Origin of the sequence: Streptomyces sp. MBT65 (assembly GCF_016612545.1) — a bacterium.
Lineage (GTDB): Bacteria > Actinomycetota > Actinomycetes > Streptomycetales > Streptomycetaceae > Streptomyces.
Window position 1 is genome coordinate 39,642 of sequence record NZ_JAENRY010000038.1, and the last position, 22,943, is coordinate 62,584.

Below are 22,943 nucleotides of genomic sequence, written 5' to 3' on the forward strand. Positions count from 1 at the left end.
GGGTCGCGCACCACAGGTCGCACAAGCCGCAGGGACAGTAACGTGCGCCACCCGTACCACGGAAGAGCGCGTGCGCCGGCGAGGGCGCGCGGACCGGCCACTCGGACGGCGTTCCCAGGCCAACTGGGTTGACATCGTTGTCCGTTGGGGCGGTAGAGTCATATGCAGACCATTCGACAACATTGTCGCACCGCAGTGTCGCCCCAAGCCACGCACCACCCGGGCAGGTTGAACCCCCATTCCCTGCCCGGCTCGCGGACCCGGTGGCCCCCGACCACCGGGTCCGCCCCGAGCCCTCGCTCAACCGACCTGGCAGGGAAGGGCAGTTGCCGGGTCACCTCCGTCGCCGTTCACGACGTATCCGAAGGTGGCGCTCTGGCCCGGACTCAGTGAGCCGTTCCAGTCGGCGTTGTGGACCATCACGTCCTGGCCGGTGTAGGTCGCGTTGCCGTTCCAGAGGCTGGCGACCGACTGGCCGCCGGGGAGCGTCCAGTTGACCATCCAGCCGAGCATCGGGACATCGCCGGAGTTGGTGACGGTCACCTCCGACTGGTAGCCGCCGGGCCAACTGCCCGTCGTACGGCGGCTGGCCGAACAGACCCCCGGCACCGGGTCGGTGGGGTTGCCCGGGTCGTGAATACCCGTCACTTCTCCGTTCCCGCCGTCGAACACGACGTCGGAGCAGGAGTAGAAGGTCTCCGTGCTGTCCGAGCGCTGCCACACCATGTAGATGATGTGCCGCCCCGACTTGTTCGCCGGAAGCTGCCCGGTCCAGGAGTAGTTGGCCTCGACCGTGCCCGGGGACCCGTTGAGCGGCGGGTGGTCGACGGTGAGGAACGGGGTGTCCTCCATGGCGTCCCAGGTGAGCGTCTTCGTCGGGTCGAAGCCGTCCTTGGTGACGTACACGTAGAACCAACCCGGGTGCGCCGCCCACGCGTTGTACGAGAAGTCGACCGTCGCGCCCGAGGTGAGATGCGTGAGCGGCCAGTCGTCGCGCGGGAGGTTGAAGCCGGTGAAGTTGGTGTTGCCGCCGCTGCACAACTGCCCGTCGGGCACGAAGCCGCGGGTGCGGCCGGCGCCGTCGGAACGCAGCACCGAGAACCAGTTGTAGAACGGCGTTGTGCCGCTGACCTGTTGGGCCGCCTTGCAGGCCGGGTTGATGGGCTTGATCTCACCGGTCGAGGTGAGCGCGTCCTGCCAGCAGAGGAAGGTGCGGCTGGCGGGTTTCATGGGGGTGCCGTGGGCCTCCGCCCGGCCGCCGGTGGCGAGGATCAGGGCCAGGGCGGGGACGGTGGTGAGCAGGGCCAGGAGAACGAGGAAGAGGGCTCGATGGGGGGTGGGGCGCGGTAATCGCGGCATGGGTTTCGGTTGCGGTTGCGGCTCTGTCATAGACATGACAGTTCTACGTCCCTTCGCTCGGCGGTCGTGAGGAACGTGCGGATGGGGATGCGTGGGGTGGGGGCGATCCGGTACCGCCCGACGGGTTCCGGACCGCCGGGCGGGTGGGAGCGCTCCCACCCCACTTGTCCGTGAAGTTAGCGCGGACTGGGGAGGCTGTAAACGGCGGGCGGGGCGTGAAGTGGCGCCAGGAGCGGGCTGGTTCGGGATCCGGGGCTCGTACGATCCCGGCATGATCGCAGTCGTCGTCACGGTCGCCCTGTCCTTCGCCGGGTATGTCGCCACCTACCTCAACGGCCTGCGGCTGGCCCAGCGGCAGGAGCGGCTCGCCCGGGTCAATCGCCAACTCAGCGACTTCTACGGCCCGTTGTTCGCGCTGACCGAGGCCAACGCCCGTACCTTCGCCGCGTTCGTGGAACGGCACGGCCGGCCAGGCGGCACGTCGCCCTTCAGTGACGGGACTCCCCCGACCGACGAGGAGCTGGCGGAGTGGCGGCTGTGGGTGACGGCCGTCTTCCTGCCGGTCCTGAGGGACATGCGTGAACTCGTCGTCGGGCGGGCGGATCTGCTGCGCGAGCCGGAAATGCCGCCCCTGCTGCTGGAGTTGTGCGCGCACGCGGCGGGATACGAGATCATCGCGGCGCGCTGGGCGCAGGGGGACTTCTCGGAGCACCTGTCGCTGGTCGCGTTCCCGAGTGCGGAGCTGTCCGGGTACGCGCGGCGGGGCTTCGGCGAACTGAAGCTGGAGCAGGCGCGGTTGCTGGGCGGCGGTGCGGGCGGCGGCAGTTGACCCCGGTGGGCGCGGGGAGCGCAGTCGGACCTTCCTCCTCCCGGCGCCGCGGTGCCCCACGGGCTTGACCCCGTTTCGGCCAAGCGTGCCATGTGGTGACCGGCGTCGGGGCCTGTTCACCTGTCGCGTCGACGGGGTTGGTTCCTGACGTTTTCGGCGGGCTCGCCGTCGCGGTGTCCGTACGGCGCGCGGTGCTTTCTAGACGCGGGCCGTGCGGGCGTCCGACACCGTTTCGGCGGGCTGGAGTTCGGCCGCCGGGAGCTCGATGGTGAACTCCGTGCGGCCCGGGACGCTGGTGACGTCGATACGGCCGCCGTGCGCTCCGACGATCGCCGTCGCGATGGCCAGGCCGAGGCCGGAGCCGCCCTCCTTGCCGCCCGATCGAGCGCGGGAGGCGTCGGCCCGGGTGAAGCGTTCGAAGACCGTGGGGAGGAGGGACGGGGGGATGCCGGGGCCGTCGTCGCGGACCCGGACGACGACGGTGTGGCCGGCCGTGGCCTCGACGCTCGCCGTGACCGTGGTGCCGACTGGCGTGTGCATCCGCGCGTTGGCCAACAGATTGGCCAGCACCTGGTGCAGGCGGGCTTCGTCGCCGACGACCAACGCCGTTGCGTCCAGGGAGAGTTGGAGCTGCCACTCGTGGCCGGTGCCCGCCGCGCGCGCGTCCCACACCGCCTCGGCGAGCAGCGCCGCGAGGTCCACCTCGGCGGACTGGAGCGGCCGGCCCTCGTCGAGCCGGGCGAGCAGCAGCAGGTCCTCCACCAGTCCCGTCATCCGGGCGGACTCGGCGGTGACCCGGCGCCAGGCGAGACCCGGTTCGATACGGTCGGTGCCCCGGTTCATCAGCTCGGCGTAGCCCGCGATCGAGGCCAGCGGGGTGCGCAGTTCGTGGCTCGCGTCGGCGAGGAAGCGGCGCATGCGTTCCTCGCTGCGGCGCATCTGCTCCTCGCTGCGCTGGCGTTCGGCGATCGAGGACTCGACGTGGTCGATCATGCGGTTGAGCGCGGCGCCTACCTGACCGGCCTCGCTGCCGGGGTCGGTGTCCCGCTCGGGCACCCGGGTGAGCGCGGTGACCTCGCCGCGGCCGAGCGGTGAGCGGGAGACCTCGACGGCGGTGGCGGCGACCCGGCCGAGCGGCCGTAGCTGCCGTCGTATGACGACCGCGCACAGGAAGCCCGCGACGGTCAGTCCGGTGAGGGCGACGGCCGCCTCGACCACGACCAGGCCCCTGATCATGTCCTGTACGTCGTCCATCGGAAGGCCGGCGAGGACCCGGACGCCGTTGTCGTCGAGCACGGTGATCCGGTAGGTGCCGAGGCCGGGCACGGTGCGGGTGTGCTTCGCGCCGTCGGCCGTGATGCCCTTGAGGGCCGCGCGCTGGGCGGTGGTGAGGTTCTGCGGCGGAGTGTCCTGGCCAACGACGGCCGCGGCGATGATCGCGCCTTTGGCGTCCAGTCGCGCGGCGAGTGTCCCGGCCGCGTGACCGTTCTCCGAGAGGAACCCGAGGTCGTCGTCGAAGCCCGGACGCAGTTCGGCCCCGCCCAGGCTCCGTTGGGCCGCGTTGCCGACCCGGTCGTCCAAGTTGCCCAGCAGATAGGCGCGTTGGACGAAGACGGTGGTGAGGGACATCGCGGCGCACACGACGACGAGGGTGGCGCTGATGAAGAGGAGCAGGCGGGTACGGAGTGAACGGCCGTGCAGGCGGCCTCGGTTGCGGGTCAGGAGGTTCATCTGCCGTCCTCCACGGGCCTGATGGCGTAGCCCATCCCGCGCACGGTGTGGATCATCGGCGCCCGGCCCCGGTCTATCTTCCGGCGGAGGCTGGAGATGTAGACCTCGACGAGGTTGCCGGCGCCGTCGAAGCTGCTGCTCCAGACCCGGTCGAGGATCTGCGCCTTGCTCAACACCTGGCGGGGATGGTCGAGGAACAGGGTGAGCAGGTCGAACTCCTTGGCGGTGAGCTGGATCGGCTCACCGGCGCGGCGCACCTCACGGGTCTCGCCGGACAGCGCGAGGTCGCCGAGGACCCGTGCGGAGTCGTCGGTCGGGGTCCGTTCGCTGCCCGCCCGGCGGAGCAGTCCGCGCAGCCGCAGCACGACCTCCTCCAGGGAGAAGGGCTTCGTGACGTAGTCGTCGGCGCCCGCTCCGAGACCGTCGAGGCGGTGCTCGATCGCGTCGCGGGCGGTGAGCATGAGGACGGGCAGCCGGGGGTTCTCGTAGCGGAGTCTGCGCAGCACCTGGACGCCGTCGAGGTCGGGCAGCATGCCGTCGAGGACGACGGCGTGCGGGGCGCAGCCGCGGGCGATCCGCAGCGCGCTGTAGCCGTCCGGCGCGGGGTAGGGCCGCCAGCCGGCCTCGGTGACCGCGACGGAGAGCAGCTCGGTGAGCGCGGGCTCGTCGTCGACGATGAGCACGCGCACGCGGCTGCTGCGGGACCCCGAAGTGCCAGTCATGTCCCGATTCTGTCCCGGCCCGCTGAGGGAATCCTGTGTTCCACCTGAGCCGGAGCCGTGCGAACGGGCGGGAGTCCGGGGCACGGACACCGGCGGGCGGTCGGCGACGGCCGCGCCCGCCCACCAGCGCCTTCGCCAACTGCCATGGCCAAAGCGGGCGTTGGCACTCTCCGGCCACCTGATCCTCTTGAGTCGCCGTCGACCCGGCACGCACTCTGATGACCGGCTTCCGCTCACCGGGCGGAAGCGTTTCCGCGTTCAGGGGAGGACGTCCACCCATGCGAAGACTCCACGCCCTGTGGGCCGTGGCCGGTTTGGCCGGACTGCTCTCGGGTGCCATCACGCCCGCGACAGCCGCCGCCGGTCCCACGGTCTCCACCCACCTCACGGGCCCGAGCACCACCCCACCGCAGACCGTCACCCTCATCACCGGCGACACGGTGACCCTCACCGTCGGACCGGACGGCAGGAACGCCGTCGACGTCCGGCGCGGCAAGGGCCGCGAGGCCGCCACCTTCCTGTCCAGCGAGAAGGACGGCGAGATCAGCGTCCTGCCGGCGGACGCCGTCCCGCTGATCAAGGCGGGCCGCCTCGACCCGGCCCTGTTCAACATCACCCAGCTCGTCGAGCAGGGCTACACGGACGCGAAGACCGGCTCCACCCCGGTCATCGCGACCTACGGCAAGGGCACCGAGACCCCCGAGGGCGCGCGCCGGACGCTGGCGCTGCCCGGGATCGACGGCGCCGCGCTCAGCGCGAAGAAGTCCACGGCCTTCTGGTCGGACATCGCCCCGGCGCTCGGCACCGCGCCCACCGCGAAGGCCGCGAAGCAGCTCGGCGACGGCATCGACAAGATCTGGCTGGACGCCAAGGTGCACGCGTCCCTCGACGTCAGCGTGCCGCAGATCGGCGCGCCCGAGGTGTGGAAGGCGGGCTACGACGGCACGGGCATCGAGGTCGCGGTCCTGGACACGGGCGTGGACACCGGGCACCCGGACCTGGCCGGGAAGATCGCCGGCTCGGAGAGCTTCGTACCGGACGAGACGGTCCAGGACGGATTCGGCCACGGCACCCATGTGGCGTCCACGATCGTCGGCTCGGGCGCGGCCTCGGGCGGCCGGTACAAGGGCGTGGCGCCGGGCGCGAAGCTGCTGGTCGGCAAGGTGCTGGACAACACGGGCAGCGGCCAGGCCTCCTGGATCATCGCGGGCATGGAGTGGGCGGCGGACTCCGGCGCGAAGATCGTCTCCATGTCCTTGGGCGGTACGGCCTACGGTCCCTCCGACGTGCTCAGCGATACCGTCGACCAACTGTCCGCGTCCACCGGCGCGTTGTTCGTGATCGCGGCCGGCAACGCGGGCCCGGGCGAGCAGACCCTGGGCACCCCGGGCATCGCCGACTCGGCGCTGACCGTGGGCGCGGTCGACAAGTCGGACAAGTTGGCCTCGTTCTCCAGCCGGGGTCCGCGCCTCGGCGACTCCGCGGTCAAGCCGGAGATCACCGCGCCGGGCGTGAGCATCACCGCGGCCCGCGCGGCAGGCACCACCATGCCCGGTGGTACGCCGGTCGACGACTACTACACGACGGCGAGCGGTACGTCGATGGCCACCCCGCATGTCGCGGGCGCGGCGGCTCTGGTCGCGCAGGCGCATCCGGACTGGACCGGCGAGCAGATCAAGGAGGCGCTGGCCAGTACGGCGAAGACGAACGCCGTCAACTCCGTGTTCGAGCAGGGCGACGGCCGGGTCGACGCCGTACGGGCGGTCGAGCAGGACGTCTTCGCGACCTCGACGCTGAGCTTCGGCAGGTTCGAGGACGGCGACACCGGTGTCGTCAGCAAGGACATCACGTACACCAACACCACTGACAGTTCGGTGGAGTTGAAGCTCTCGTCATCGCTGGCCGACCTCGCTCTGGGCGCGGACACCCTGACCGTGCCCGCGCGGGGCACCGCGACCGTCTCCGTCGGCGTCGACCCGGCGCAGGAGGCCGGGGGCCGGTACGCCGGCCGTGTCACGGCGACCGCCGACGGCGGAATCCAGGTCACCACCAGTGTCGGCTTCCAGAAGGCGCCGAAGACGTACAGCCTCAAGGTCTCGCTCGTGGACCGCGAGGGCAGACCGTCCACCGCGGCCTCGCTCTACGCGTTCCAGGAGCTGAACGGCGCCTACGACGACCAGTACGGCTTCCTCGGCACCGGCGCGACCTGGCAGGTGCCGGCGGGCACCTACTCCATCGCGACCTGGATCCCGGACCGGGACGGGGCCGGCCTGGCCGTGGGCACGTCGGTCGTCGGCAACCCCGAGATCAAGGTCGACGGCAACACGGCGGTCGTCCTCGACGCCCGCAAGGCCGTGGAGATCAAACCGAAGACCAAGCAGGACTCCGAGTTCCAGGGCTTCAGCACCAGTTGGCACCGGGAGGGGCCGGGCACCGCCTGGGGAATCACCTACAGCCAGGGCTTCTGGACCGACCACATCTATGTGGCGCCGACCCAGCCGGTCACCGTGGGCACCCTGAGCTTCTACGCCAAGTTCCGGCTGTACGCCAAGGAGTTGACGGCGAGCGTCACCAGCCCGGAGAAGACCTCGCTGTCCTCGCTCTACTACTCCCAGACCTACAACGACTTCCCGTTGAAGATCAGCGGTGACCACACGGTGCGGGCGGTGGACGCGGGCGGCGGTACCGCGGCCGACTTCGCGGGGCTCGACGTCAAGGGCAAGGTGGCCGTCGTCGGGGTCGGTGCCACCGAGCGGGCACAGACCGCTCTGGACAACGCGACCAAGGCCGGGGCGGGTTACCTCATCGTCTACCGCAAGACACCCGGTTTCTGGATCGAGGCCGTGGACCGGGCGACCACCGTCCCGCTGATGATCGCCACCGGCGAGGAGGGCGCCCAACTGGCCGCCCTGCTGAAGACCGGCAAGAAGGTCACGCTGAAGCTGAGCGGCACATCGGTCAGCCCGTACGTCTACAACCTGCTCGCCGCGCAGAGCGGTGCCATCACCGCGGACCAGACCTACCGCCTGGACAAGTCCAACACCGTCAAGCGGAAGGCCCGTTACTACGGTGGCACGGCCGGCGAGATGGGCGCGGACACCCTGTACACCTTCCGCCCCTGGCAGCTCTTCGGCGTCGACAGCAGCGTGCCCACGCAGTTGGGCACGGAACGCGACGAGTACTACTACGTCGACCCCGACACCCGCACCTGGCATGTCGTCTATCCCGACTCGAAGGCCTACAAGGGCGAGTGGAGCCCGCTGCGGATCTTCACCAAGGCGGGCACCGAGCCCACCGAGGACTGGCTGCGCCAGGTCGTCCGGCCGGGCAGCAGCGAGGAGTACGGCCTCTCGACCCGCACCGGCGACAAACTCGCCCTCTCCGTAACGGAGTTGAACGACTCCACGCAGGGTCACTACGGATACATCGACACCGTCGACACCACAGGGCAGGGCAAGCTCTACGCGGACGGGCAGTTCGTCGGTGACTCGACGCGCGGCGGATACGGCGTCTTCGACGTCCCGGCGGCCAAGTCCTCGTACCGCTTCGATCTGGACGTGCAGCGCAAGGCGGCCTGGGCGAAGTACTCCACGAGCACGCACACCGAGTGGACCTTCGCCTCGGCGCACACCGACTCCGCGACGGCACTGCCGCTGCTCACCGTCGGCATCGCCCCGAAGGACCTCGACCTCCTCAACAGGGCCGACGCCAAGCGGGAGTTGACGGTCGGGCTGCCGGTCGCGAACCAGTCGGGGAGCGTCCGGGCGAGCAGTCTGAAGGCATGGGTCTCCTACGACGACGGCGCGTCCTGGAAGGAGGTGAGCGTCAAAAAGGGCGAGGCGCGGTTCAGGCCCGCGAAGGGCGCCGCGTCGGTGTCGCTGCGCGTGCGGGCCACCGACCGTGACGGCAACAAGATCGACCAGACCGTACTGCGGGCGTTCGGCCTGAAGTGAGCCTGGAGTGACCTGAATTGAACGGACGGGCCGAGCCACTGTAAGGATTCTTAACAAAGAACCCCTACCGTGGCGAGCCATGGTGAACACGGCACAAGATCCTGAACGACAGACCCCTGCCGCGAGCCCCTGGGCCGCGGTGGGGGTCTCCGCCTTCGACGAGCGGGTGTACCAGTCGATTCTCCATCAGCCCGACGCGGGCGCGGACGGCTGGGCACTGATGGCCAGGGCGACCCCGGCCGAGCTGCGCGAGTCCTGCGATCGGCTGCTCGCGCTGGGACTGCTCCAACCGCCGGACTCCATGGGCGGGTTACGCGCGGTCGACCCGCGGGTGGCGATCCGTGCGCTGATCCGGCGGCGCGAGACGGAGTCCGAACTGGTCGCCGCCACCGCCGAGGAGATGGCCACCGCGTACGAGGCCGGGCTGCTGCGCGAGGAGCCGTCCCGGCTGATCGAGGTCGCCTCCGGCGAGGGCGCCATCGCGGCCCGCCTGGAGGAGATGTACGCCCGTGCGGAGCACGAGGTGTGTCTCTTCGACACCCCGCCGTATCTCGCCCCGCCCGCTCCGCAGGTGGACCTCCAGGCCGATCTGCTCAAGCGCGGGATCGTCTCGCGCGGCATCTACGCGGCGACCGCGCTGGAGGACCCGAACACCCTGTCCCGGGCCTGGAACATGGTCGAACTCGGCGAGCAGGCGCGGGTGTTGCCGTCCGTGCCGCTCAAACTGCTGGTGGTCGACGGACGCCGTGCCCTGCTCCCGCTGACCTCGTCGGCGGCCGGCGGCTACTGTGCCGTCGTCGTATGGCACTCGGCGGTGACCGAGGCCCTGCAGAAGCTCTTCGAGCTGGCGTGGCAGCAGGCGACTCCGCTCGGCCGGCCCGCCGGGAACGGTGAACTCTCCGAGGACGAGCAGGCGTTGACGCGGCTGCTGGCGGCCGGGCTGAAGGACGAGGCGGTCGCCCGCCATCTGGGGATCAGTCTGCGCACGCTGCGGCGGCGGGTGAGCGACCTTCAGGAACGGCTCGGGGCGGCGAGCCGGTTCCAGCTCGGGCTGCGGGCGGCGCAGCGGGGGTGGCTGTAGGGAACGGCGGAGGGCCGCACCCCCGTCACCGGGGATGCGGCCCTCAACTGCCTTACCGGGTCCGCTAGTTGCGGATCAGGTTGCGCAGCACGTACTGCAGGATGCCGCCGTTGCGGTAGTAGTCGGCCTCGCCGGGGGTGTCGATGCGGACGACCGCGTCGAACTCCACACCGGTGTCGGTGGTGACCTTGACCGTGCTCGGGGTGGTGCCGTCGTTCAGCTCGGTGATGCCGGTGACGGAGAAGGACTCCTCGCCGGTCAGACCGAGGGACTCGGCGGTCTGACCCGCCGGGTACTGGAGCGGGACGACGCCCATGCCGATGAGGTTCGAGCGGTGGATGCGCTCGTAGGACTCGGCGATGACGGCCTTGACGCCGAGGAGCGCGGTGCCCTTGGCGGCCCAGTCGCGGGACGAGCCGGAGCCGTACTCCTTGCCGGCCAGGATGACCAGCGGGATGCCCTGCTCGATGTAGTTGCGCGAGGCGTCGTAGATGAAGGAGACGGGCGCGTCGGCCTGCGTGAAGTCACGCGTGAAGCCGCCCTCGGTGCCCGGCGCGACCTGGTTGCGCAGGCGGATGTTGGCGAAGGTGCCGCGGATCATGACCTCGTGGTTGCCTCGGCGGGAGCCGTAGGAGTTGAAGTCACGCCGCTCGATGCCGTGCTCGGTGAGGTACTTGCCGGCCGGGGTGTCGGCCTTGATGGCGCCGGCGGGCGAGATGTGGTCGGTGGTGACCGAGTCGCCGAGCTTGGCCAGGACGCGGGCGCCGGCGATGTCCGAGACCGGGGTGGTCTCCATCGTCATGCCCTCGAAGTACGGGGGCTTGCGGACGTAGGTCGACTGCGCGTCCCACTCGAAGGTGTTGCCCTCCGGGATGGGCAGCGCCTGCCACTGGGCGTCGCCCGCGAAGACGTCGGCGTAGGACTTGTTGAACATGTCCTCGCCGATGGAGTTCGCGACGACGTCGTTGACCTCGGCCTCGGTGGGCCAGATGTCTTCCAGGTAGACCGGCTTGCCGTCCTGGTCGACGCCGAGCGCGTCCTTGGTGATGTCCACCTTCATGGAGCCCGCGAGGGCGTACGCGACGACCAGCGGCGGGGACGCCAGGTAGTTCATCTTGACGTCCGGGTTGATCCGGCCCTCGAAGTTGCGGTTGCCGGAGAGCACCGAAGTCACGGCCAGGTCATGGTCGTTGACGGCCTTGGAGACCTCTTCCGGCAGCGGGCCGGAGTTGCCGATGCAGGTGGTGCAGCCGTAGCCGACGAGGTTGAAGCCGACCTTGTCGAGGTAGGGGGTGAGCCCCGCCTTGTCGAAGTAGTCGGTGACGACCTTGGAGCCGGGCGCGAGGGTGGTCTTGACCCAGGGCTTCCGCGTCAGCCCCTTCTCCACGGCCTTCTTCGCGACGAGCGCGGCGGCGACCATGACGTACGGGTTCGAGGTGTTGGTGCAGGAGGTGATGGCCGCGACCGTCACCGCGCCGTGGTCCAGCTCGTAGGTCGAGCCGTCGGGGGCGGTCACCGTGACCGGGTTCGACGGGACGCCGTTGCTGGCGGCCGGGGAGTCGGAGGCCGGGAAGGACTCCTTGCCCGCCTCGTCGTCGTCGGAGACGTAGTTGCGGACGTCGCTCTTGAACTGCTCGGAGGCGTTCGCGAGGACGATGCGGTCCTGCGGGCGCTTCGGGCCGGCGATCGAGGGGACGACCGTGGCGAGGTCGAGCTCCAGCTTCTCGGAGAAGTCGGGCTCGGCGGCCGGGTCGAGCCAGAGGCCCTGCTCCTTGGCGTACGCCTCGACGAGCGCGACCTGCTGGTCGCTGCGGCCGGTCAGGCGCAGGTACTTCAGGGTCTCGTCGTCGATCGGGAAGATCGCGGCGGTGGAACCGAACTCCGGCGACATGTTGCCGATGGTGGCGCGGTTCGCGAGGGAGGTGGCGGCGACGCCCTCGCCGTAGAACTCGACGAACTTGCCGACCACGCCGTGCTTGCGGAGCATCTCGGTGATGGTCAGCACGAGGTCCGTGGCGGTGGTGCCCGGGGTCAGCTCGCCGGTGAGCTTGAAGCCGACGACGCGCGGGATGAGCATCGAGACCGGCTGGCCGAGCATCGCGGCCTCGGCCTCGATGCCACCGACGCCCCAGCCCAGCACACCGAGGCCGTTGACCATCGTGGTGTGCGAGTCGGTGCCGACGAGGGTGTCGGGGTAGGCCTGGCCGTTGCGGACCATGACCGTACGAGCGAGGTGCTCGATGTTGACCTGGTGGACGATGCCGGTGCCCGGCGGGACGACCTTGAACTCGTCGAACGCGGTCTGGCCCCAGCGCAGGAACTGGTAGCGCTCGCGGTTGCGGCCGTACTCCAGCTCGACGTTCTGCGCGAAGGCCTCGTGGGTGCCGAACTTGTCGGCGATGACGGAGTGGTCGATGACCAGCTCGGCCGGGGCCAGCGGGTTGATCTTCGCCGGGTCGCCGCCCAGCTCCTTGACGGCCTCACGCATGGTCGCGAGGTCCACCACGCAGGGCACGCCGGTGAAGTCCTGCATGATCACACGGGCCGGCGTGAACTGGATCTCCTGCGACGGCTGGGCCTGCGAGTCCCAGGTGCCGAGGGCGCGGATGTGGTCGGCGGTGATGTTCGCGCCGTCCTCGGTGCGGAGCAGATTCTCCAGCAGGACCTTAAGGCTGTAGGGGAGCCGAGCCGAGCCCTCCACCTTGTCCAGGCGGAAGATCTCGTACGACTCGTCGCCCACCTGCAGTGTGCTGCGGGCGTCGAAGCTGTTCGCCGACACGACAGTCTCCTTCATTGATGTGCGCGTTCCCACCGCATCCTGCCGCCACAACGTCTTGGCCGATCCGCTAAGGTAAGGCTAAGTTAGGCAAGCCTTACCGCTGGGATCGGCGGAATGTGCGGCTGCGGTGCACCTCGGCAGATATCTCGATGTCGAGATAACTCTAGTACATGGGGGCGGGCTGGTCATGCCCGGACCCTTTCCGCCGCCATACCCGCGCATCTTCGGGGTACCAGGTGCGGGACGAAAGGGGGCGGGATGCCGCTCACGTTCCGCAAGAGCTTCCGGATCCTTCCTTGGCTTCGGCTCAACATCAACAAGGGATCCATGTCGTTCACCACAGGCGGCAAGAAGGGGCCGCGCTACACGCGCAGCACCACAGGACGTCGTACGACATCGATGGATTTGCCCGGGCCTTTCGGGTGGCGCAAGACGCGCACCAAGAAGGACGACTGACCGGCCGTCACCCGAACGGCCCCCTCATGAGGCGCCATCTCATATCTGAGATAACCTCGGCCTCATGGCAGACGACTACCTCGTACGTATCGGCAAGCTCATCCGTGACGCCCGGCAGCATCGGGGCTGGACACAGACGCAGCTTGCCGAGGCGCTCGGCACCAGTCAGAGCGCCGTCAACCGCATCGAGCGCGGCAATCAAAACATCAGCCTTGAGATGATCGCTCGAATCGGTGAAGCCCTGGACAGCGAGATCGTCTCTCTGGGCTACGCCGGTCCGATGCATCTTCGGGTGGTCGGCGGTCGTCGGCTCTCCGGCGCGATCGATGTGAAGACCAGCAAGAACGCGTGCGTGGCACTGCTGTGCGCCTCGCTCCTCAACAAGGGGCGCACAGTGCTGCGCAGGGTCGCGCGGATCGAGGAGGTGTACCGCCTTCTGGAGGTACTCGGCTCGATCGGCGTCCGCACCCGCTGGATCAACGACGGCGTCGACCTGGAGATCGTCCCGCCGGCCGAGCTGGAGATGGCCGCGATCGACGCGGAGGCCGCCAAGCGCACCCGCTCGATCATCATGTTCCTCGGCCCGCTGCTGCACCGCATGGACAGCTTCAAGCTGCCGTACGCGGGCGGTTGCGACCTCGGCACCCGCACGATCGAGCCGCACATGATCGCGCTACGGCGGTTCGGGCTCGACATCGCCGCGACCGAGGGCCTCTACCACGCGCGGGTCGACCGGTCCGTCTCCCCCGACCGCCCGATCGTGCTGACCGAGCGCGGCGACACCGTCACCGAGAACGCGCTGCTCGCCGCCGCCCGCCACGACGGTGCCACGGTCATCCGCAACGCCTCCTCCAACTACATGGTCCAGGACCTCTGCTTCTTCCTGGAGGCGCTCGGCGTACGGGTCGAGGGCATCGGCACCACCACGCTCACCGTGCACGGCGTGCCGACCATCGACGTCGACGTGGACTACTCCCCCTCCGAGGACCCGGTCGAGGCGATGAGCCTGCTGGCCGCGGCCGTCGTCACCGAATCGGAGCTGACGGTCCGCCGGGTGCCCATCGAGTTCCTGGAGATCGAGCTCGCGGTCCTGGAGGAGATGGGCCTCGACCACGACCGCACCGCCGAGTACGTCGCGGACAACGGCCGTACGCGGCTGGTGGACCTCACGGTCCGGCCCTCCAAGCTGGAGGCGCCGATCGACAAGATCCACCCGATGCCGTTCCCCGGCCTGAACATCGACAACGTGCCGTTCTTCGCGGCGATCGCGGCGGTCGCGCAGGGGCAGACCCTCATCCACGACTGGGTCTACGACAACCGCGCGATCTACCTCACGGACCTCAACCGCCTCGGCGGACGCCTCCAACTTCTCGACCCGCACCGGGTGTTGGTCGAGGGCCCGACCCGCTGGCGGGCCGCCGAGATGATGTGCCCGCCGGCGCTGCGGCCGGCCGTGGTCGTGCTGCTCGCGATGATGGCGGCGGAGGGGACGTCCGTGCTGCGCAACGTGTACGTCATCAACCGGGGTTACGAGGATCTGGCGGAGCGGCTCAACTCCGTGGGGGCGCAGATCGAGATCTTCCGGGACATCTGATCGGCGGAGTGTCGTGCCCCTGGGAGACGAGGGGCACGACACTCCTAATGCCGGCTGACCTGCTGTTACACACTTGCAGGACCCTCCATTGATCATCGCTGTTTTTCATCGCCTTGTGCAACGCGCATGCAAGATGATCTTGAATTGGTGACGATGCATCAGGGATATCCGAGTGTCCGTCAGCCTTCACGGGGAGTGCTCGCCAAAGGGGCCTCGCAACGGCCGCACCGACGGTGCCACTGGCGTTCCTGAGATTCGGAGTTCGGTCCTCGCCGCGCACGCGCATCAAGCGCACTACACGCTACGGCCAGTTCCAGCCCGGACCTCCACGCGCACCGGCGCTCCTTCGATCATCCGGCCGACCCCCACGTCCGGGTCGGCGACCTGCCGACCGAGGCGCCCGCCGACAGCATCCGCGACGACCCTGCCCGAGAGCGCGTCGAGACGAGCAGTGAAATGCGTGCTGCCGTCGTCGGGCCTGCCAACGGGATGAGAGGGCGGACGCGTACGTCGAGACCAGCAAGGTCATCAAGACCATGAAGGACACCTGCGCGGACATGTCCGTGAAGTACCAGGAGACCGCGCGGGGGCCTCGCGGTGAACATCATCGAATGCTGGAGAGGTAGGCACTGAACAGCGCGTTCGTGTCTTTCAGTGCTGTCAGGGCCTTCCCCGCTTACGCGGCGGAAAGTTCCTGGAAACTTCCTGGGAAATCCCAGAGGACGAGCGCCTGGCCTGGGGGTTCGTGACATCCGCGATCGCTGTTCCGATCCGCCCTGACCGCCGACCGGATGTACCAAATCGATCCCTCAAGTCCGCCGGAGGGGTGCTATGCGATACATGACTGCTGCGGAGATCTCAGGCCTGGACCAGCGACTGGCTGGCATGCCGCCCCGTCCGGCTCTGTGCGGAGCCACACCTCCGATTCTCCGTCCCGCGTGGCCCGGCACTGCTGTTGGCACTTTCACAGTCGAGGCGGACGACGTACCACGGCTCTGTATTTGTGCCGACGCGACCGTTCAGCGACCTCCGACCTCCGACCAGAAACAGACGTGTGCCCCTCTCAACTTCTTCTACTGTCGAACACTCGGTCGGTACGCGAGGGATGATCTGGTCCCTCGCTCGGGGAATACCTTCAACTGCTGCCTGTCGTTGCGGTGTTGGGATGACGGCCTTCCACTCCGGTTGCCCGATGGATGGGGAACAAATGAGGGCAGGCACGTGACGGGGGCGTCATGTTTGACTGGCTCGACCAATTCGTACGTCTCGCCGACGAGGTGCGCCCGGAAAAGGCGAGGCATCTGGTCCGATTGGCCTTCATCAGCACAGCCGCCGCCATCCTTTGGGCCGTGGCTGCAGGGCCGGTGGCTGATGGACTGACCGTATGGGCCCCGTTGCTCGCCTTCGGGCTGTCCGCCGTAGTCGCCCTGGTGATCGCGGGGCTGTTCGTTCTCTCCGCCAGCGGTGAAATCATCGACAGCGTCAACCAACGGCCACCCTCAATGCCCGGCGGTCACCACATCGCCTGCCGTGTCGGCCGCCGCCGGCTGGAGTGCGGACTGCTTCACGTGACCGGGCCGACCACTGCCCTGCCGGAAGCGGACGTTATCGGCCCGTGCGTGATGAGGACGTGGTCCGCGTCGACTCACCGCCACCGGACGGGCGCTTCGGGCACACCGAGATGTACGACGTTCTCTGCAATGCCCTGCGCGCACTCATTGAGCAAGCCGACCAGCGCAATCTCACTGTCGCATCAATCGGCATTGCTGTACCGGGCGGAGTGATTCCGGAGCGAGGCCGGTTCGACAAGGCCGTGGAAGGAGTCCCCATCGAGGCGGGCGAAGATGTGGCCGGTCGGGTCGCCACAACATTGAAGCGGATCTGCGGCATGGAGATTCTGGGGCGAGTCTTCCAGGTCGAGGACGTACAAGGGATGCGCTCGAAGATTCACCTCGACAACGACGCGCGCTGCGCGGCCCGATGGCTGATCACCGAACAGGGTCCCCAATGGGCCGACTTCGTCTGCGTCTTCGCCGGCACCGGCGTGGGATCCGGGCTCGTCTTCGACCGGCGCATTTCCTACGGCGCCACATTCCGCGCGGGTGAAGTGGGGCACGTCGAACTCAACATGGGCGACATACTCGAACTGGGTGGCCTGACCCTGCAGCCCCGCCGTTGCTCCTGTGGGAAGCACGGCTACCACTTCGAGTCACTGATCGGCATCGGCGGGCTCGGCCATCTCGCCGGCGTTCTGGACCGTGACAGCCTCACCGCGGTGATGGACGCCTATCGCGCTGATACCCGGCACGAGGACATCGTGCGCAGGCTCAGCGGTGACCCCGAGGAAATCGCGGGCATCATTCTCCTCCATGTACTGCGCGCCCTTGGCGACCGCGCACTCACCGTGGTCGCCGACGATCCGCTGCTCCATCACTTCCTCGAACGACTGATGGTGCTCTACGGTCAGCTCTTCGCCGTCGGCATAGCGGCGATCCTCGACGCGCTCGACCTCCCCTACGTCGCCCTGTGCGGCACGATCCCGGAATACCTCCAGGGCAACAATGCCTTCCGCCGGGCCTTCATCCAGCATCTGGCCGCCTGTGTCATGGAAACCTCCCCGCAGTACCTCTACGGCGACATGCGCGCGTGGGGATGGCGTGGCGCCGCTCTGCTCACCCGCGATCCCAGTTACCTCAAACACCGCTTTCCAGGGCTGTCCGGATTTGCCCCCCTAAGGGCTGTCCCGTAACTGCAGGTTGCCGCAGGCCCTGGGCCGTTCCTGTCCTGAGTGCCAATCGGTCACCGTGGGCGTTGTCAGTGGGCGCGGGCACACTGACGGCATGAGCGTTTCTTCGTCTACCGAAGCCCATGCGTCCGACACCTCTCCTGTCTGGGTGGAGTCGATGGGCGGGCCTTTGATCGTCGTCCCCGTCTCCGCGTTGGCTGCATGGCGTGGGTGTACGGAGACCGGAGTCATGGCAGGAGATGCCACCGTTCCAGACGACTACGACCGAGCCTGCGCAGTGGACGATCTGGCCGGTGTGATCACTGTTGGCGAGAACGGTGCGCAGGCACTGGTGCTGGCGGACGAGCCGGCCACCAGCTGTTTTCTACCCGAGCATCGGACCTTCCTGCGGTGGCTTGCGGCTGACTCTGAGGCCGAACTGAAGGCGGCGGCCAGGGCTGTGCTCGCAGACCCCGCCACCGAGTGGGAGGAGTGCGGCACGTGGTCATCGGACGGTCCAGCCACACTCATGGACTCCGCGGAATCAGGCTCCGCACTGGACACCGAGTATCCCGGCGGCGGGACGCCCTCCCAGGCATCGGTTGCGCTGCCCGCCGGCTGCTGGAGGGTCCGAGCTACCCATACCAAGGCGGACGACGAGAACTGGGTCGGCCTGGTCCAGATCCTGCCGATCGAATCATGAACGGTCAGTTGCTTCGGTTGAGTGCGGTCACGCGCTGCGCGCAAGGTTGTGTAAACGGGCGATGCCGAGCACCGCGTGGTGGACACCTTCGCCTTTCAACCGGCAGTCCCGGAGAATCTTCCAGGTCTTCATCCGCGCGAAGGCATGCTCGACGCGGGCACGGACCTGCTTGTGTGAACGGTTGTGCTCCTGTTTCCAGGCGGACAGTTCCTCGCCCGCCCGCCGACGGTGGGGCATGACGACGCCAGTGCCGGGATAGCCGCCGTCGGCGATGGTCATGGTCTTGCCGACAGCGGCCTTTAGAGGTCCTAACAGAAGCTGTTGATCATGTGACTTTCGGCTTGGGTGGTCGTTGGTCTGGTCGTGGGGAAACATCAGTCGCGGCCGTGGATCGTGTCGGATGAACTGTGGTCGCTCATCGAGCCGTTGCTGCCCGTGCCGGGTCCGAAGCTGGTCGAGGGCAGGCCGCGGGTGCCGGACCGGCAGGCGCTGTGCGGGATCCTGTTCGTGCTGCACACCGGTATCCAGTGGGAGTACCTGCCGCAGGAGCTGGGCTTCGGATCCGGGATGACGTGCTGGCGGCGCCTGGCCACGTGGAACGAGGCCGGGGTCTGGGAGGCACTGCACCTGGTGCTGCTGAAGAAGCTGCGGGTGGCGAAGAAGCTGGACTGGTCGCGGGCGGTGATCGACTCCTCCCACGTGCGGGCCGCTCGGCGCGGCCCAAAAGCGGTCCCAGCCCGGTCGACCGCGGACGGCCGGGCAGCAAGCACCATGTCCTGACCGACGGCCAGGGCATCCCGCTCGCGGTGTCACTGACGGGCGGAAACCGCAACGACGTCACCCAGTTGCTGCCTCTGCTCGACAAGGTTCCCGCCGTGGCCGGCGTCGTCGGTCGGCCCCGACACCGGCCCGACGCACTCCTCGCCGACCGCGGCTACGACCACGACAAGTACCGGCGCCTGCTCTGGGCCCGCGGCATCCGCCCCGTCATCGCCGAACGAGGCCAGCCACACGGCTCCGGCCTGGGGATCTTCCGGTATGTCGTCGAGAGAACGATCGCCTGGCTGCACGGCTTCCGCCGCCTGCGCATCCGGTGGGAGCGACGCGACGACATCCACGAAGCATTCCTCGGCCTCGCCACCTGCCTCATCACCCACCGACATGTACAGCGCCTTTGTTAGGACCTCTTACTCCAGATTCCTCCCATGCCTTGCAGTCATTGCGGTTGCCCGGCAGCGGCCTGCCGACTAGGACGACGAGGCGAGTGTCGGCATCGATGAGTACCTGGTGGTTGGTGGAGTACCGGTAGTTCTTGGACTGTTCGGCCACCGTGTGGTCGCGGGTGGGAACCAGGGTGCCGTCCACAATGAGCACGGTGTCCTTGGCGAAGCGAAGCCGGGGCCGCAGCGCGAGGAGCGGGCCAACCTGATCGATGATCCGGTCGACCGCGGACTTCGAGATCCCGAACAGCGGAGCCAGTTGGCGCATCGTCAAGTTCGTCCGCCAGTAAGTCGTGACCAGCAACACCCGGTCTTCCAACGGCAGGCTCCATGGCCGACCTCGACGCACGGCATCAGCTCCTTCGCGGCGCAGCGCAGTGACCAACGTACGGAAACAGCGCGGGCTCAAGCCGGTGAACAGGCCTATCCAGGACGGCTCCGACGCCGTAATCACACCAGCCACATCAAGATCGTCTCACCTGTGGTCAGCCGTTACGGGACAGCCCTTAGCGATTGGGAAAGCTCGGCGCATCCGAGCAAGGAGCGCTGAACATCTCGTCGGTGTCAAATCACCGATTCACATCAGGAACTCCGGATCCTTGCTCGGCGGTTCGGGAATTCTGCCACCCCAGTGCTTCACGCAGCCGAGACTCCCCGAGCCGATCAGTACGCCTCCAGCCCCAGCTCGCGGAACTGGTTTCGAACCCGTCCGACCAGGTCGGGACCTGGAGTCGGCGTTGTCAGCAGGCGGAAGGGCACGTGGAGGGCTTCGTACTTCGAGGCTCCGAGTTTGTGGAAGGGCAGGACGTCGACCCGGTCGACGTTGCCGAGGCCGGCGAGGAAGCGGGCGAGACCGTAGACGTCTTGCGATGAATCGGTCCAGCCGGGGACCAGCACGTACCGGATCCACACGCGCTTGCCCAGTCGGTTCAGGCGGGTGGCGAAATCCAGGGTGGGTGCCAGTTCACCTCCGGTGAGCTGGCGATACGTAGGCGCGTGGAAGGACTTGATGTCGAGGAGCACCAGGTCGGTGTCGGCGAGGAGTTCGTCGGTGGCGCGGGCGCCGAGGAAGCCGGAGGTGTCGAGGGCGGTGTGCAGGCCGGCCTCCTTGCAGCGGCGCAGGATCTCGCCGGTGAAGGCGGACTGGAGCAGCGGCTCGCCGCCCGTGAGGGTCACTCCGCCGCCGGCCGTGGTGATGAAGGCCCGGTACTTCTCGATCTCGGCCATCACCTCGTCGACCGTCGCCTCCCGACCGTCGCGCATGTGCCAGGTGTCGGGGTTGGCGCAGTACAGGCAGCGCAGCGGGCAGCCGGAGACGAAGAGGACGAACCGGGTCCCGGGGCCGTCCACGCCGGTGGACAGGTCCCAGGAGTGGATCCGGCCGGTCGTCACGGCCCGGACGGTACTCACAGCGATCCGTGGAAGGTACGGCTGATCACGTCGAGCTGCTGCTCACGGGTCAGCCGGACGAAGTTGACGGCGTATCCGGAGACGCGGATGGTCAAGTCCGGGTACTTGTCCGGGTGTTGCATGGCGTCTTCCAGCGTCGCGCGGTCGAGGACGTTGACGTTCATGTGGAAGCCGCCCGCGGCCGTGTAGGCGTCGAGGATGCCCACCAGGTGCCCGGCGCGCTCGTCGGGCGCGTGCCCCAGCCCCTCGGGCGTGATCGTCGTCGTCAGCGAGATGCCGTCACGGGCCTGTTCGTACGGCAGCTTCGCCACCGAGAGCGCGGAGGCGGCGACTCCGTGCCGGTCGCGGCCGTTCATCGGGTTGGCGCCCGGAGCGAAGGGCGCTCCGGTGCGCCGGCCGTCGGGGGTGTTGCCGGTGTGCTTGCCGTAGACGACGTTCGAGGTGATCGTCAGCACTGACTGGGTGTGTTCGGCGCCCCGGTAGGTCGGGTATTGGCGCACCTTCGCCATGAAGGACTCGACGAGTCCTACGGCGATGCCGTCGGCGCGGTCGTCGTTGTTGCCGTAGGCCGGGAAGTCGCCCTCGGTGCGGAAGTCGACGGCGAGACCGGAGGCGTCCCGGAACACCTTCACCCGGGCGTACTTGACGGCGGACAGGCTGTCGGCGGCGACCGACAGACCGGCGATGCCGCACGCCATGAAACGGTGCACCGGGTAGTCGTGCAGCGCCATCTCGACGCGCTCGTAGGCGTACTTGTCGTGCATGTAGTGGATGACGTTGAGCGCGTTGACGTACGTCCGCGCCAACCAGTCCAGGACGCGGTCGTAGGCCGCCGACAGCTCCGCGTAGTCCAGGTAATCCCCTGTCAGCGGAGGTGCTTCGGGTGATATCTGTTCGCCGGTCATCTCGTCGCGGCCGCCGTTGACGGCGTAGAGCAGGGCCTTGGCGAGGTTGACGCGGGCGCCGAAGAACTGCATCTGCTTGCCCACCGCCATCGCCGAGACACAGCAGGCGATCGCGGTGTCGTCGCCGGTGCACGGGCGCAGCAGCTCGTCCGACTCGTACTGGACGGCGCTGGTGTCGATCGAGACCTGGGCACAGAACTCCCTGAACGCGAAGGGGAGTTGCGGCGACCACAGAACCGTCAGGTTGGGTTCGGGTGCGGGGCCGAGGTTGTACAGGGTCTGCAGGAACCGGAAGGACGTGCGGGTGACCAGGGTGCGCCCGTCCTCGCCCATGCCGCCGATGGACTCCGTCACCCAGGTCGGGTCGCCGGAGAACAGGGCGTCGTACTCGGGGGTGCGCAGGAACCGTACGATCCGCAGCTTGATCACGAAGTCGTCGATCAGCTCCTGGGCCCGGGACTCGTCCAACACGCCTTCATTCAGGTCTCGTTGGAGGTAGACGTCGAGGAAGGTGGAGGTGCGGCCGAGCGACATCGCGGCGCCGTTCTGCTCCTTCACGGCGGCGAGGTAGCCGAGGTAGAGCCACTGCACGGCCTCGTGGGCGGTGGCGGCGGGCCGGGAGACGTCACAGCCGTACGTCGCCGCCATCCGCGTCAGCTCGCCCAACGCCCGTATCTGCTCGGCGAGTTCCTCCCGGTCCCGGATGACCTCGGCGGAGGAGGCGCACGCGTCGAGCAGGGCCCGCTCGGCCTTCTTGGCCTCGGTCAGCCGGTCCGTGCCGTACAGCGCCACGCGCCGGTAGTCGCCGATGATCCGGCCGCGGCCGTAGGCGTCGGGCAGCCCGGTGATGATGCCGGCCTTGCGGGCGGCGCGCATTTCGGGGGTGTAGGCGTCGAAGACACCGTCGTTGTGGGTCTTGCGGTAGGTGCCGAAGACGCGCGTGACGAAGGGGTCGGGTTCGTAGCCGTATGCCTTCAGGCTGTTCTCGACCATGCGCAGGCCGCCGTTGGGCATGATCGCGCGCTTGAGCGGGGCGTCGGTCTGCAGGCCGACGATCAACTCCCGTTCGCGGTCGATGTATCCGGGCGCGTGCGAGGTGATCGTGGAGGGGGTCCTGGCGTCGACGTCGAGGACGCCCCGGCTGCGCTCCTCCGGGAACAGGGCGCTGACCTTCTCCCAGACGGCGCGGGTACGGTCGGTGGGGCCGGTCAGGAAGGTCGCGTCGCCCTCGTACGGCGTGTAGTTGGCCTGGATGAAGCCGCGCACGTCGATGCGCTCGCGCCACGGAGTGCCGGCGAAGCCGTGCCATGCCTCGGTTGCGCGTGTTCCGACTACCGCTGTCGTTGTCATCGCCGGTTCTCTCCCTTGCTCCGCACGGGGATGTCTCCCTGACTCCATGCTGGTCCGATGCTCCGGTCGTCGGGAGGGCCGGTCAGGGCCCTGACCTTGGCCGTCCGACCCATGGGGAGGGCCGAA

General features: G+C 68.4%; 15 protein-coding genes and 2 pseudogenes. 9 read left to right on the forward strand and 8 right to left on the reverse strand.

Going from position 1 to position 22,943, the window contains the following annotated elements; translation table 11 throughout:
- Window positions 1–300: 300 nt before the first annotated feature.
- Window positions 301–1,359 carry a lytic polysaccharide monooxygenase gene (locus JHN63_RS11395; RefSeq protein ID WP_200679341.1) on the reverse strand — a complete coding sequence of 353 codons (1,059 nt, stop codon included), beginning with the start codon at window positions 1,357–1,359 and terminating at the stop codon, window positions 301–303.
- Between the two features lie 271 nt (window positions 1,360–1,630).
- Here JHN63_RS11395 and JHN63_RS11400 point away from each other — a divergent pair, with 271 nt between their 5' ends.
- On the forward strand, window positions 1,631–2,188 hold the full coding sequence (locus tag JHN63_RS11400) for a hypothetical protein (RefSeq protein WP_200679343.1): 558 nt from the start codon (window positions 1,631–1,633) through the stop codon (window positions 2,186–2,188).
- A 198-nt stretch (window positions 2,189–2,386) separates the two neighbouring features.
- On the opposite strand, the gene JHN63_RS11405 is transcribed toward JHN63_RS11400, so the two are convergent.
- Both JHN63_RS11405 and JHN63_RS11410 read right to left on the reverse strand, forming a co-directional pair.
- The gene (locus tag JHN63_RS11405; protein WP_200679345.1) at window positions 2,387–3,919 is read right to left on the reverse strand and encodes a cell wall metabolism sensor histidine kinase WalK; all 1,533 of its coding nucleotides are present in this window, start codon (window positions 3,917–3,919) and stop codon (window positions 2,387–2,389) included.
- Window positions 3,916–4,641 carry a response regulator transcription factor gene (locus tag JHN63_RS11410; RefSeq protein WP_200679347.1) on the reverse strand — a complete coding sequence of 242 codons (726 nt, stop codon included), beginning with the start codon at window positions 4,639–4,641 and terminating at the stop codon, window positions 3,916–3,918. The genes JHN63_RS11405 and JHN63_RS11410 overlap by 4 nt, the downstream gene beginning before the upstream one ends.
- 278 nt (window positions 4,642–4,919) lie before the next feature.
- Here JHN63_RS11410 and JHN63_RS11415 point away from each other — a divergent pair, with 278 nt between their 5' ends.
- Window positions 4,920–8,594, forward strand: coding sequence for a S8 family serine peptidase (locus JHN63_RS11415; RefSeq protein WP_200679350.1), 3,675 nt, complete (start codon window positions 4,920–4,922; stop codon window positions 8,592–8,594).
- A 79-nt stretch (window positions 8,595–8,673) separates the two neighbouring features.
- Window positions 8,674–9,675: a response regulator transcription factor gene (locus tag JHN63_RS11420; protein WP_200679353.1), complete on the forward strand. Its 1,002-nt coding sequence runs from the start codon at window positions 8,674–8,676 to the stop codon at window positions 9,673–9,675.
- 64 nt (window positions 9,676–9,739) lie between these two features.
- Here JHN63_RS11420 and acnA read toward each other — a convergent pair whose 3' ends face one another.
- Window positions 9,740–12,454, reverse strand: a complete 2,715-nt coding sequence (gene acnA / locus JHN63_RS11425; RefSeq protein ID WP_200679355.1) for an aconitate hydratase AcnA — start codon at window positions 12,452–12,454, stop codon at window positions 9,740–9,742.
- A gap of 258 nt (window positions 12,455–12,712) precedes the next feature.
- Here acnA and JHN63_RS11430 point away from each other — a divergent pair, with 258 nt between their 5' ends.
- The 5 genes from JHN63_RS11430 (at window position 12,713) to JHN63_RS11450 (ending at window position 17,932) form a co-directional block, all read left to right on the forward strand.
- Entirely contained in the window at window positions 12,713–12,910 is a 198-nt protein-coding gene (locus tag JHN63_RS11430) for a DUF4236 domain-containing protein (protein WP_200679357.1), read from the forward strand.
- Window positions 12,911–12,974: 64 nt separating this feature from the next.
- The gene (locus JHN63_RS11435) at window positions 12,975–14,504 is read left to right on the forward strand and encodes a UDP-N-acetylglucosamine 1-carboxyvinyltransferase (RefSeq protein ID WP_200679360.1); all 1,530 of its coding nucleotides are present in this window, start codon (window positions 12,975–12,977) and stop codon (window positions 14,502–14,504) included.
- Between the two features lie 1,235 nt (window positions 14,505–15,739).
- Window positions 15,740–16,288, forward strand: coding sequence for a hypothetical protein (locus JHN63_RS11440; protein WP_200679362.1), 549 nt, complete (start codon window positions 15,740–15,742; stop codon window positions 16,286–16,288).
- The gene (locus JHN63_RS11445; protein ID WP_200679364.1) at window positions 16,186–17,253 is read left to right on the forward strand and encodes an ROK family protein; all 1,068 of its coding nucleotides are present in this window, start codon (window positions 16,186–16,188) and stop codon (window positions 17,251–17,253) included. Before JHN63_RS11440 ends, JHN63_RS11445 begins: the two co-directional genes overlap by 103 nt.
- Window positions 17,254–17,344: 91 nt before the next feature.
- Window positions 17,345–17,932, forward strand: a complete 588-nt coding sequence (locus tag JHN63_RS11450) for an immunity 21 family protein (RefSeq protein ID WP_200679366.1) — start codon at window positions 17,345–17,347, stop codon at window positions 17,930–17,932.
- Window positions 17,933–17,959: 27 nt separating this feature from the next.
- Here the strand turns inward: JHN63_RS11450 and JHN63_RS11455 are convergent.
- Window positions 17,960–18,232 (reverse strand): annotated as a pseudogene (locus JHN63_RS11455) (transposase family protein); the annotation flags it as partial.
- A 63-nt stretch (window positions 18,233–18,295) separates the two neighbouring features.
- Between JHN63_RS11455 and JHN63_RS11460 the strand changes: the two are divergent.
- Window positions 18,296–19,113, forward strand: a protein-coding gene (locus tag JHN63_RS11460) for an IS5 family transposase (RefSeq protein ID WP_307781865.1) whose coding sequence is annotated in 2 segments (ribosomal slippage) — window positions 18,296–18,656 and window positions 18,656–19,113 — 819 coding nt in all. Because the reading frame shifts where the segments join, the coding sequence is not laid out codon by codon here.
- A 4-nt stretch (window positions 19,114–19,117) separates the two neighbouring features.
- Here the strand turns inward: JHN63_RS11460 and JHN63_RS11465 are convergent.
- From JHN63_RS11465 to pflB, 3 genes and pseudogenes are all read right to left on the reverse strand, one after another.
- A pseudogene (locus tag JHN63_RS11465) lies at window positions 19,118–19,615 on the reverse strand (transposase family protein); the annotation flags it as partial.
- 200 nt (window positions 19,616–19,815) lie between these two features.
- Entirely contained in the window at window positions 19,816–20,544 is a 729-nt protein-coding gene (gene pflA, locus JHN63_RS11470) for a pyruvate formate-lyase-activating protein (RefSeq protein WP_374222912.1), read from the reverse strand.
- A gap of 14 nt (window positions 20,545–20,558) precedes the next feature.
- Window positions 20,559–22,817 carry a formate C-acetyltransferase gene (gene pflB, locus JHN63_RS11475; RefSeq protein ID WP_200679370.1) on the reverse strand — a complete coding sequence of 753 codons (2,259 nt, stop codon included), beginning with the start codon at window positions 22,815–22,817 and terminating at the stop codon, window positions 20,559–20,561.
- Between the last annotated feature and the right edge of the window lie 126 nt (window positions 22,818–22,943).

What these genes read in the sequence shown, in the direction of transcription:
- JHN63_RS11410 (WP_200679347.1), bottom strand. Translation starts at nt 4,641, where the DNA reads ATGACTGGCACTTCGGGGTCCCGCAGCAGCCGCGTGCGCGTGCTCATC.
- JHN63_RS11450 (WP_200679366.1), top strand. Translation starts at nt 17,345, where the DNA reads ATGAGCGTTTCTTCGTCTACCGAAGCCCATGCGTCCGACACCTCTCCT.
- JHN63_RS11445 (WP_200679364.1), top strand. Translation starts at nt 16,186, where the DNA reads ATGTACGACGTTCTCTGCAATGCCCTGCGCGCACTCATTGAGCAAGCC.
- JHN63_RS11415 (WP_200679350.1), top strand. Translation starts at nt 4,920, where the DNA reads ATGCGAAGACTCCACGCCCTGTGGGCCGTGGCCGGTTTGGCCGGACTG.
- JHN63_RS11435 (WP_200679360.1), top strand. Translation starts at nt 12,975, where the DNA reads ATGGCAGACGACTACCTCGTACGTATCGGCAAGCTCATCCGTGACGCC.
- JHN63_RS11400 (WP_200679343.1), top strand. Translation starts at nt 1,631, where the DNA reads ATGATCGCAGTCGTCGTCACGGTCGCCCTGTCCTTCGCCGGGTATGTC.
- JHN63_RS11395 (WP_200679341.1), bottom strand. Translation starts at nt 1,359, where the DNA reads ATGCCGCGATTACCGCGCCCCACCCCCCATCGAGCCCTCTTCCTCGTT.
- JHN63_RS11420 (WP_200679353.1), top strand. Translation starts at nt 8,674, where the DNA reads ATGGTGAACACGGCACAAGATCCTGAACGACAGACCCCTGCCGCGAGC.
- JHN63_RS11405 (WP_200679345.1), bottom strand. Translation starts at nt 3,919, where the DNA reads ATGAACCTCCTGACCCGCAACCGAGGCCGCCTGCACGGCCGTTCACTC.
- JHN63_RS11440 (WP_200679362.1), top strand. Translation starts at nt 15,740, where the DNA reads ATGTTTGACTGGCTCGACCAATTCGTACGTCTCGCCGACGAGGTGCGC.
- pflB (WP_200679370.1), bottom strand. Translation starts at nt 22,817, where the DNA reads ATGACAACGACAGCGGTAGTCGGAACACGCGCAACCGAGGCATGGCAC.
- JHN63_RS11430 (WP_200679357.1), top strand. Translation starts at nt 12,713, where the DNA reads ATGCCGCTCACGTTCCGCAAGAGCTTCCGGATCCTTCCTTGGCTTCGG.